Raw genomic sequence first — 9,443 nt, forward strand, 5'->3', positions numbered from 1 at the left:
AATCAAAGGCCAGTTGGGTGCGAAGGTGGGGTGCATGTTGACCCGCAGACTCATCCAGCTGTTCACCGGCCTCGCCATATACGGGATCTCCCTGGCCACGTTCATCCGGGCCGGGCTCGGCCTGGATCCGTGGGATGTCTTCCATCAGGGCGTTGCCGGGCGGGCAGGGCTGAGGATCGGCCTGGTGGTCATCGTCGTGAGCTTCCTGGTGCTGCTTCTGTGGATCCCGCTTCGGCAGCGTCCGGGCTTCGGGACGTTGTGCAACGCAGTGCTGGTCGGTGTGTTCGCGGCCTTGGGCTGGCCGTGATTCCGGCGGTGTCCCACCTGGCCGGCCAGATTGGAATGCTCGCCGGGGCTGTCCTGCTAAATGGCATCGCGTCCGCCTGCTACATCGGCGCACGGTTCGGTCCGGGTGCCCGCGACGGACTGATGACGGGGCTGGCCCGGCGCACCGGATGGTCCGTCCGGTTGTCCCGGACCCTGATCGAGGTGTCGGTTCTCGCCGTCGGATGGCTGCTGGGCGGTTCGGTGGGTGTTGGAACTGTTGTGTATGCGCTGGCCATCGGGCCCCTGGTCCAGTTCCTGCTGCCGGTGTTCATGGTCCCTGCAGCGGAAAAGCGGAACGAACAGGTTCCGGCCGTGGTTTCCTGAGCCCGTGGCCTGGGCAGTGGGAAGGCGCCGCCCAGCCCGTTGCTCACGGGCGTGGCTCAGGTGCCGGGCTGCGCCGGTGGCGGCTGGCACTTCGGACAAAAGTAGATGTCGCGTTCCTCGTCGCCATTGAGTTTGCCCAGCAGGCCACGGCGGATGGGAGTCCCGCATTTGAGGCACGGCTGGTGCTCCCGGCCGTACACCCAGTAGCCGGGCCGTCCTGCCAGCCTGCCCACCGGCATGCCGCGGGCATTGAGGATGGTGATGCGGCGGCCGGGGCCGAGGTTTACCTCCAGGAGTTGTTTGGCGTCAGTCATCATGATGCGCACGTCCTCGACTGCCGAGACCGGGGTGGCCGGGTGTACGCCGGACAGGAAGCAGGCCTCGCAGCGGTAAATGTTTCCAATCCCGGCGAGGTTCCGCTGGTCCAGCAGGGCCACGCCGACGGGGACGTCCGGGGACGCGCGGACGCGGCGTTCGGCCTCGTCCAGGTCCCAGTCGGGGCCAAGGAGGTCGGGGCCGAGGAAGCCGACAATCGAGTCCTCGTTGGCGGTAGCCACAACTTCCACGATGCCCAAGGAAAATCCGACGGCGTCCGCCGCCGCCGTGCGCAGCACGCACCGGGCTGTGTAGCCGGGTTTCCGCCACCGTCCGCCGGGGGGATAGACCTGCCAGGCGCCTTCCATCTTCAGGTGGGAATGGATCGTGAGCCTTTTGTCGTCCGGGCCCACTACGCGCATCAACAGGTGCTTGCCGCGGGGTACTACCTCGGCCATCGTCCATCCGGCCAGGTTCAGCGTGGCGAACCGCGGCACACGGAAGTCCGAGGCGGTCAGGACCTGCCCGGCCAGTGCCTTGTGCAGCTGGTGGGCGGCGCGCCAGACGGAATCACCTTCAGGCACGGATCCTCAACCCCTTGGGTGTGGAATACGCGCCGGCGTTGCTTAGGGCAGCCGCAACGGGTGTGTCCAGGATGCCGTGCCCGTTGACCTTTTCCATGACCAGTTTGTCCACCGCACCGCGTGTCACGACGCCTACCAGGGCCGCTCCGGCGGCGGCGAGGACGTTTTCGTCATCGCTGAATGCCAGGAGGGTTTTCCCGCCCCGCTCCACGTACAGGACCAGTGCCCCGTCCACCAGGACGACCAGAGCCCCGGCTTTCCGTCCGGGCCGGTGTGCGGTGCCGGCGTCGTCCTGCTGGGCAGGCCAGGGCAGGGCCGCTCCGTACGGGTTGGCGGGGTCCGTGGCGGCCAGGGCCAGGGCAACAGGATCCGGCTTGGCGAGCTGGGTGTCCTCAGAGTAGGAGCGCAGCCGGTCCACGGTGGCAGGCACGGCGAACTGGGCCGCCCCAAGGTGTTCGATGAAATAGCCGCGGCGGCACCGGCCTGCCTCCTCCAGCCGCGCCAGCACCTTGTACATCAGCCCGAAGCCGCCGAGGATCTGCTCGGCCATGACGGAGCCGCGGGTGACGACGCCATAGCGGTCCAGGAGGAGTTCAGCGGTGCCGCGGGCGTGGATGGTCGCGTCCAGCTCCGGTTCCGGAAGCGCGGACCATCGGCCGGCGGCCATCGGCGGTGTTGCCGCGGCCCCGGATCCGCCGTACCGACCGCCTGCGAGCCCCGGCGACCCCATCAGCCCGGTCCCGTGCGAACGGCCCAGCCTGCTGAGGCGCGGCGCCCGGGCCCGCGGCGCGCGTGCAACCTGCCGGTGCGCGGTGTGGCCTCCGGCGATCAGCGCACGGACGGGAGCGAACGTGTCCCCAGTGATCCGCCCGGCCCAGACCAGGTCCCACAGGGCAGCCACCACGTCCTGGTCGCTCAGGACGGAATCCATGCCGCCGGCAATGTCGGTGAGCTGGCGGAAGAAGTACCCGCCGCCGTTGTTCCGGAGATGGTCCAGCAGGCGTTGCCCGGCGTCGCCCGGCTGGTATTCGGGTGCCGGATTCAGGGTCAGCTCTGCGGAGTCCGCCAGGTGCAGGCTGATCCATCCGTCATTGCCGGGCAGCGCCCCGGCGCCGGACCACAGCACCTCACCCGCCGCCATGAGTTCATCCAGCATGGCCGGCTGGTAGTTGGAGACCCGGCTGGCCAGGACCAACGGTTCCCACGCGGACGCGGGAACGGGCACCCCGGAGAGCTGGTCGATGGCGGTGACGATGCCGTCCAGGCCCCGCAGTGACGGCTGCCCGCGGCCGCCGCCGGGGACCCGGACGTGCTGCCAGGCGGGCAGGAAACGCCCGTACGCAGCGGCGTCCACCGGCTCGACTTCCGCGCGCAGGGCAGCGAGCGAACGACGGCGGAGCTTCCGCAGGACTTCGGCATCGCACCATTCGCTGACCGCGGCGTGGGGGAGCTCCGCTACCGGTGTGTTCGCAGCGGTGGCAGAAGCGGCATGGGGCGTGCCCGTGGCGTCACCAGGGGTAGCGGACCCGCTGCCGTCCACGTCAGGGGCGGCGGGTGCGGGGTCCGGCGGTGCGGCATGCGGCCGGAACTCGCCTTCCACAACCCGGCCGTCCGCGGCGAGCCGTTTCAGGGCCGTGCCGACCACCGCGACGCCCAGCCCCAGCCGGGTTGCGGCTTCGGCCGCGGTGAACGGGCCATGGGTGCGGGCGTACCGGGAAACGAGGTCGCCCAGCGGGTCTGCCACGGGCTCGATGAAGGCCAGCGGCACGCCCATGGGCAGTGGTACGCCGATGGCATCGCGCAGCCGTGCGGCATCCTCAACGGCGGCGAACCGTTCCACCCCGCCGATGTTCACCTTGATGGCGCGGTTGGCGCGTTGTAGCGCGGCCAGATGGGTTGTGGCCTCCGCCTCCGCTGGCTGGGTTTCGACAGGCTCGACCGCCGGGCTTTCGGCGGATTCGACCTCCAACCGGGCGGCAACTTCGGCGGGGGCGAGCGGGCCCAGGAGCCGCAGCAGGTCGGCGACCCCTTCCATGCCCCGCGCTTTCCGGTCCGGTGCGAGCCGCTGCAGTTCCCGTTCGGTGGCTTCGATGACCTTCGCGTCCAGGAGTTCGCGCAGCTCCACGCGTCCCAGCAGTTCGTTCAGGAGCGTGGAGTCGAGGGCCAGGGCTGCCGCGCGCCGCTCCGCCAGGGGCGAGTCGCCTTCGTAGAGGAACTGGGCGACGTAGCCGAACAGCAGGGACTTTGCGAACGGCGACGGCTGGGACGTGGTGGTCTGCACGATCCGGAGCTCCCTGCGTTCCACGGAGGCTGCGATGTCCTTCAGGGCCGGGAGGTCGTAGACGTCCTGCAGGCATTCACGAACGGTTTCCAGCACGATGGGGAACGTGGGGTATTTCCGGGCGACATCGAGCAGCTGGGCCGAGCGCTGACGCTGCTGCCACAGGGGTTGCCGTTTCCCGGGCGTCTGGCGCGGGAGCAGAAGCGCCCGGGCGGCGCATTCGCGGAAACGGGACGCGAACAGCGCACTGCCGCCCACTTCGGCCGTGACGATCTGTTCCAGTTCTTCCGGGTCGAAAAGGAACAGTTCCGCGCCCGGCGGTTCGTCCTCCATCATCGGCACGCGCAGGACGATGCCGTCGTCAGCGGCCATGGCGGAACCGTCCAGCCCGTACCGCTGGTGCAGCCGCTGTCCCACTGCCAGCGCCCACGGGGCGTGGACGGGCATGCCAAAGGGGCTGTGCAGGATGACCCGCCAGTCGCCCAGCTCGTCATGGAAGCGCTCCACCACCAGGGTGGTGTCGTTCGGCACCACCTCGGTGGCCTGCTTTTGTTCAGTCAGGTATTGGATCAGGTTGTTCGCGGCGAACTCGTCCAGGCCGCTTGCCTTGCAGCGCTCGGTGGCCGGCCCGGCGTCGGAGGCGGACAGTTCGCGGACGAAGGCTCCGAGGGCGCGGCCAAGGTCCACCGGCCGGCCGAGCGAATCGCCTTTCCAGAACGGAAGTTTGCCGGGCTGGCCGAACGCCGGGGATACCAGCACGCGGTCGTGGGTGATGTCCTCGATCTTCCAGCTTGTGGCGCCCAGCGCGAAGACGTCGCCAACGCGGGACTCGTAGACCATCTCCTCGTCCAGTTCGCCCACGCGGCGGCCGCCCTTGGGGGCAGGGGCCGGCTTGCCGTCCTCTGACGGGGATGCTGACCCTTCGACCTCGGTTCCGATGATGTACACGCCGAACAGGCCTCGGTCAGGGATGGTGCCGCCGGATGTCACGGCAAGCCGCTGCGCCCCGGGCCTGCCCTCGATGGTGCCGGCGTTGCGGTCCCAGATGATGCGTGGACGGAGCTCGGCAAATTCATCCGACGGGTAGCGGCCGGCCAGCAGGTCCAGGGTGGCCTCGAAGGCGGAGCGGGGGAGCGATGCGAACGGGGCGGAGCGGCGCACGGTGGCGAACCATTCCTCCACGTCGATACTTCCCAGGGCAGTCGCGGCCACTGTCTGCTGGGCCAGGATGTCCAGCGGGTTGGCCGGGATGCTGAGGCGTTCGATCTTGCCGTCCAGCATCCGCTCCACCGTGATGGCCGTGTGCACGAGGTCCGCGCGGTGCTTCGGGAACAGCACGCCCTGGGAGACCTCGCCCACCTGGTGTCCTGCACGGCCCACACGTTGCAGCCCGCTTGCCACGGACGGCGGCGACTCAACCTGCACCACCAGGTCCACGGCACCCATGTCGATGCCGAGTTCCAGCGAAGAGGTGGCCACCACGCAGCGCAGCCGCCCGGACTTGAGGTCGTCCTCGATCAGCGCCCGCTGGTCCTTGGAGACCGAGCCGTGGTGTGCCCGGGCAAGCACCGGGTCTGCCCCGGAAGTACTGCCCGCCTGCGCCATCATGTGGGCGGGCGTGGCCGTGGAAGCGGGAATGCCCGACGGCGGCGCGGCCGGCCCGGGGCCCCAGCCTTCCTGCCCTTCCGTGCCGGAGTCGTCCCAGCCACCGCCGACGGCCACCAGTTGGCGCTCGGCGTAAATCTCGTTGAGCCGTGCCGTCAGCCGTTCGGAGAGCCGGCGGGAGTTCGCGAACACGATGGTGGACTGGTTGGCCAGCACCAGGTCGACGATTTTCTCCTCCACGTGCGGCCAGATGGAGGCCTGCGGCTGCAGCCCGGACGCGGGCCCGGAATCGAACGCCCCGGCGGCGCCCTGCAGGTCCGACATGTCCTCCACGGGCACGGACACGGTGAGGTCCCAGTTCTTGCTGGCGGGCGGCGCGACGATTTCCACCGGCGCCGAACCTGCCAGGAACTGTGCCACAAGTTCGCGCGGTTCCACGGTGGCGGACAACCCGATCCGCTGCGCGGGCTTGGGCAGCAGGGCATCGAGCCTCTCCAGTGAGACGGCCAGGTGCGCGCCGCGCTTGGTCCCGGCGACCGCGTGGACCTCGTCGATGATGATGGTGTCCACTTCGGTCAGTGTGTCCCGGGCCCTGGAGGTGAGCATCAGGAACAGTGACTCGGGCGTGGTGATGAGGATGTCCGGCGGGTTGCTCAGCAGCGCCCGCCGGTCCGCCGTCGTGGTGTCACCGGACCTGACGCCCACGGTAATCAGCGGCGCAGGGAGTCCCAGCCGCTTGGCGGTTTGCGTGATGCCGATCAGCGGGGAGCGAAGGTTCCGCTCGACGTCGACACCCAGGGCCTTCAGCGGGGAGATATAGAGGACACGGGTTTTGCGCTTTGCCGCCCGGGGCCGCCGGCCCTTTCCCTTGCCGTCCGCTGAAGGTGTTGCGGGGACCTCCGGGCCGGCGGCAGTGGACGAAACCAGCAGCCGGTCCAGTGCCCAGAGGAAAGCGGCGAGGGTCTTGCCCGAGCCGGTGGGCGCCACCACCAGGGCATGTGAGCCCGAGGAAATGGCGTTCCAGGCGCCGGACTGGGCCGGGGTCGGCTCCGAGAAAGCTCCGAGGAACCAGTCGCGCGTGGGCCTGCTGAACTGGCCCATCGGTTGTGCCGCGGGCGCAGCCGCGACCCTGCCCGTGCCCGTGGACGGCTCTTCCTGGCTCATGCCTCCATCATGCCCCACGCCACCGACAGAGCTGCCGGGACCTCCGGAACCTCCCGAATCAACCCTTTCCGTCCTGGGGCAGATCCTTGGTAGCAGGGCCTTCCAGGAGCTTCCCGTCACTGGTGAACCGTGAGCCGTGCAGGGGACAGTCCCAGGTGAGTTCGTTGTCGTTCCAGTGCACGATGCCGCCCAGGTGGGTGCAGACGGCCGACAGCTTGCAGGTGGTTCCGTCCACCGTGGACACCGCTACCGGGCGGGTACCCTCCCGGTACACCTTCCCCTCGCCCTCCGCCGGGACAACGGGCGCCGGCGGGGGAGAGGCGGGTTGGTCCTTGCCCCGCCTCAACACCTTGGCGCCCTCGGTTTTCAGGCCCTCGGCGGCAAGGGCGCCCCAGCCGGTGGCGAGCTTGGCCGCAACCCCGGCATTCAGCGCGACGGCGGACAACGCCCCCGACGCTGCCGTGACCCGGTGGTGGATGGTGTCCGCCCAGGGCACGTTGCCGCCCAGGATGTCAGCGGAAATTCCCAGGGCAGCCGCGACGGCGTTGGTCATGCCCCACTTGTTGTAGCCGGTGCCGAAGTAGACGTGGCCCTTCCCACGGGGCAGCTTGCCGAAGAACGGCATCAGGTTTGTGGCCATGTAGTCCTGCGCGGACCACGTATGGGTTGTCACCGCTCCGGGGTAATGCTGGCGGGTCCACTCGAGAAGGCCCCTGAGGTGTGCCTTTTCCGAATCCGCCCGGCCAACGTGGTGCCCGTGCCCGCCCACCAGCAGGAGCCTGCGGCCGTTGTGTTCCAGGTCCCGCAATGAGTGGGTGGGCTGCTCCACCGAAATGTACATCCCGGGAGGCGGCTCCTGCCCCTCCTGCAGTTCAAGGGCTGCGGCGTAGGACCGGCTGGGCTTCAGTTTGGCAAAATACAACCCGCGGTCCAGGACGGGAATGCCGGTGGCGAGGACCACCCGGTCCGCGCGGACCGTTCCGCGGTTGGTCTGCACCACGGACGGAAGGTCTCCGGTGACATCCTGCAGGCGTACGCCGCTGACGATTGCGCCGCCGCGGTCCCGGATGTCCGCCACCAGGGTGTCCAGGACGTCCATGGGGTGGATCTGGGCCTGGTCACGGAGGCGGGCCGCGCCATGCACGGCGAACGGAAGGTTGGCGTCGCGCACGTATTCAACCTCCAGCCCCGCCGTGGTTCCGGCGCTCACCTCCTCTCGAAGTTTCTCCGTGCCCTGGGCCGTGGCGGCATAGGTGTAGGCATCCCGGCGTTGGTAGGGAACGCCGTGCTCGTCGAGGTACCTCAGCAGCCACGCCTGGCCCTCCCGGTTGCCGTCCACATAGGCCTGGACCTGCCGCTGGGGATACTGGCGGGCCAGCTGGGACAGGAAGGTGCCTTGGAGCAGCGTCACCTTGGCGGTGGTGTTTCCCGTGGTGACTGCTCCCGGGAAGCGTGCCTCCAGCACCAGAACCCTTTGCCCTGACCTGGCCAGCAGGAGGGCCGTGACAAGTCCGGTCAGCCCGGCTCCGGCCACCACGGTGTCGTATTTGCTGTCCGGTTCGAAGGGATCAGAAGTGAACTGCGTGCTGCGGTCCAACCAAATTGACGTCATTGCCAAGCCACCCCGCCTTCCGGTTATGTTCGCGCTGCTGGGCGCTATTTGTAATGGGTCTGTTATGGACCCGGCCCTATCAGCTGCGGATTTACTAAGTATACTTAGCTTGTCGGGGTTTAAGTCTATGGTCAGGCGCAGCCCGGCAGCCATGGAAAACGTAAACGACAAACAGCAGGAGAAATCATGACAAGCATGAGTTCCGACGGTCGTACGGTAGACCGGACCAATATCCAAAAAGCAGCCCTCGCCGTGGGAGCGGTCTTCCTCCTGGTCGGTGTCCTCGGGTTTATCCCGGGCATCACCACCAACTACGAGACCATGGGCTTCGCCGGGCATGAGTCCGGGGCCCTGCTGCTCGGCATCTTCCAGGTGTCAGTGCTTCACAACATCGTCCACCTGCTGTTTGGTGCGGCCGGGATTGCCATGGCCCGCACCGCCGCCCAGTCGCGGAACTACCTGGTCATCGGTGGCGCCATCTACCTGGTGCTGTGGCTTTACGGCCTGCTGATCGGCCTGGACACCGCTGCCAACTTCGTTCCCGTCAACATGGCGGACAACTGGCTGCACTTCGTCCTCGGTGTCGCCATGGTCGGCCTCGGCCTGGCCCTGTCGCGGGGTACCGCCCGGGCGCACCGTCCCACCACGGCGCACTAGTGCACCGATAAACAACTAGTGCACCGGTAAACAGCAGACAGCCCCCGGGATCCGGAACAGGTCCCGGGGGCATGCACACAACACTGAGGGCGGTCCGGATTAGCCGGACCGCCCTCAGTGTTTAAGCAGTGTGTTTTAAGCGGGCTGGAACGCTCCGATGCTGAGCAGGGTGATGGCCGGGTTGCTGCAGGCCGTGGTGGGCTGGGGCAGGAACAGGGAGGCGGTGTCCTCCGGCGGATAGATGCGGTAGCCGGCGGCGTCCACGGGGTTGCAGTCCATGTAGTTGCCGGCCTGGGTGTAACGGAGCACCGCGGAGCCGGTCTGGCCCGGTGCCAGGAGGACGTCGGCCGCCGGCGTGGACTCGTCCCGCGTGGCCGCCGCGCCGATCGGGGCGCCGGCGTTGTCAGCTGCCAGGGAGACCCCGGCGAACCCTCTCAGGAGGCAGGGTTCAGTCCCCGTGTTGGTCAGGTTGAGTTTCATATAGACACTGCCCGCGGCGCCGCCCCCGGACGCGTCGGTGGCCGCGGAAAGCCCTGCGGCCTTGCACAGGCCCGGGGCGGCCGGGGAGGAGGTC

General features: G+C 68.5%; 5 protein-coding genes and 1 pseudogene. 2 read left to right on the forward strand and 4 right to left on the reverse strand.

The annotated features are described in order from the left end of the window. Positions 1-34 precede the first annotated feature (34 nt). Positions 35-651: pseudogene (gene yczE, locus ACYQ1Z_RS16185) on the forward strand (membrane protein YczE). A 56-nt stretch (positions 652-707) separates the two neighbouring features. On the opposite strand, the gene ACYQ1Z_RS16190 reads toward yczE, so the two are convergent. The 3 genes from ACYQ1Z_RS16190 to ACYQ1Z_RS16200 all read right to left on the reverse strand — a co-directional run bounded on the left by ACYQ1Z_RS16190 (position 708) and on the right by ACYQ1Z_RS16200 (position 8,212). Then, positions 708-1,550 carry an Fpg/Nei family DNA glycosylase gene (locus ACYQ1Z_RS16190; protein WP_459793566.1) on the reverse strand — a complete coding sequence of 281 codons (843 nt, stop codon included), beginning with the start codon at positions 1,548-1,550 and terminating at the stop codon, positions 708-710. Then, positions 1,543-6,537, reverse strand: a complete 4,995-nt coding sequence (locus tag ACYQ1Z_RS16195) for an ATP-dependent helicase (RefSeq protein WP_459793577.1) — start codon at positions 6,535-6,537, stop codon at positions 1,543-1,545. The genes ACYQ1Z_RS16190 and ACYQ1Z_RS16195 overlap by 8 nt, the downstream gene beginning before the upstream one ends. A gap of 121 nt (positions 6,538-6,658) precedes the next feature. Beyond that, complete coding sequence (locus ACYQ1Z_RS16200; RefSeq protein WP_459793567.1) at positions 6,659-8,212, reverse strand: FAD-dependent oxidoreductase; 1,554 nt, start codon at positions 8,210-8,212, stop codon at positions 6,659-6,661. 186 nt (positions 8,213-8,398) lie between these two features. Here ACYQ1Z_RS16200 and ACYQ1Z_RS16205 point away from each other — a divergent pair, with 186 nt between their 5' ends. Then, complete coding sequence (locus tag ACYQ1Z_RS16205; RefSeq protein ID WP_459793568.1) at positions 8,399-8,869, forward strand: DUF4383 domain-containing protein; 471 nt, start codon at positions 8,399-8,401, stop codon at positions 8,867-8,869. Between the two features lie 135 nt (positions 8,870-9,004). On the opposite strand, the gene ACYQ1Z_RS16210 is transcribed toward ACYQ1Z_RS16205, so the two are convergent. Next, a partial coding sequence (locus ACYQ1Z_RS16210) for a DUF4232 domain-containing protein (RefSeq protein ID WP_459793569.1) occupies positions 9,005-9,443 on the reverse strand: 439 nt, incomplete at its 5' end.

The sequence above is a fragment of the Arthrobacter sp. AD-310 genome, assembly GCF_054656615.1.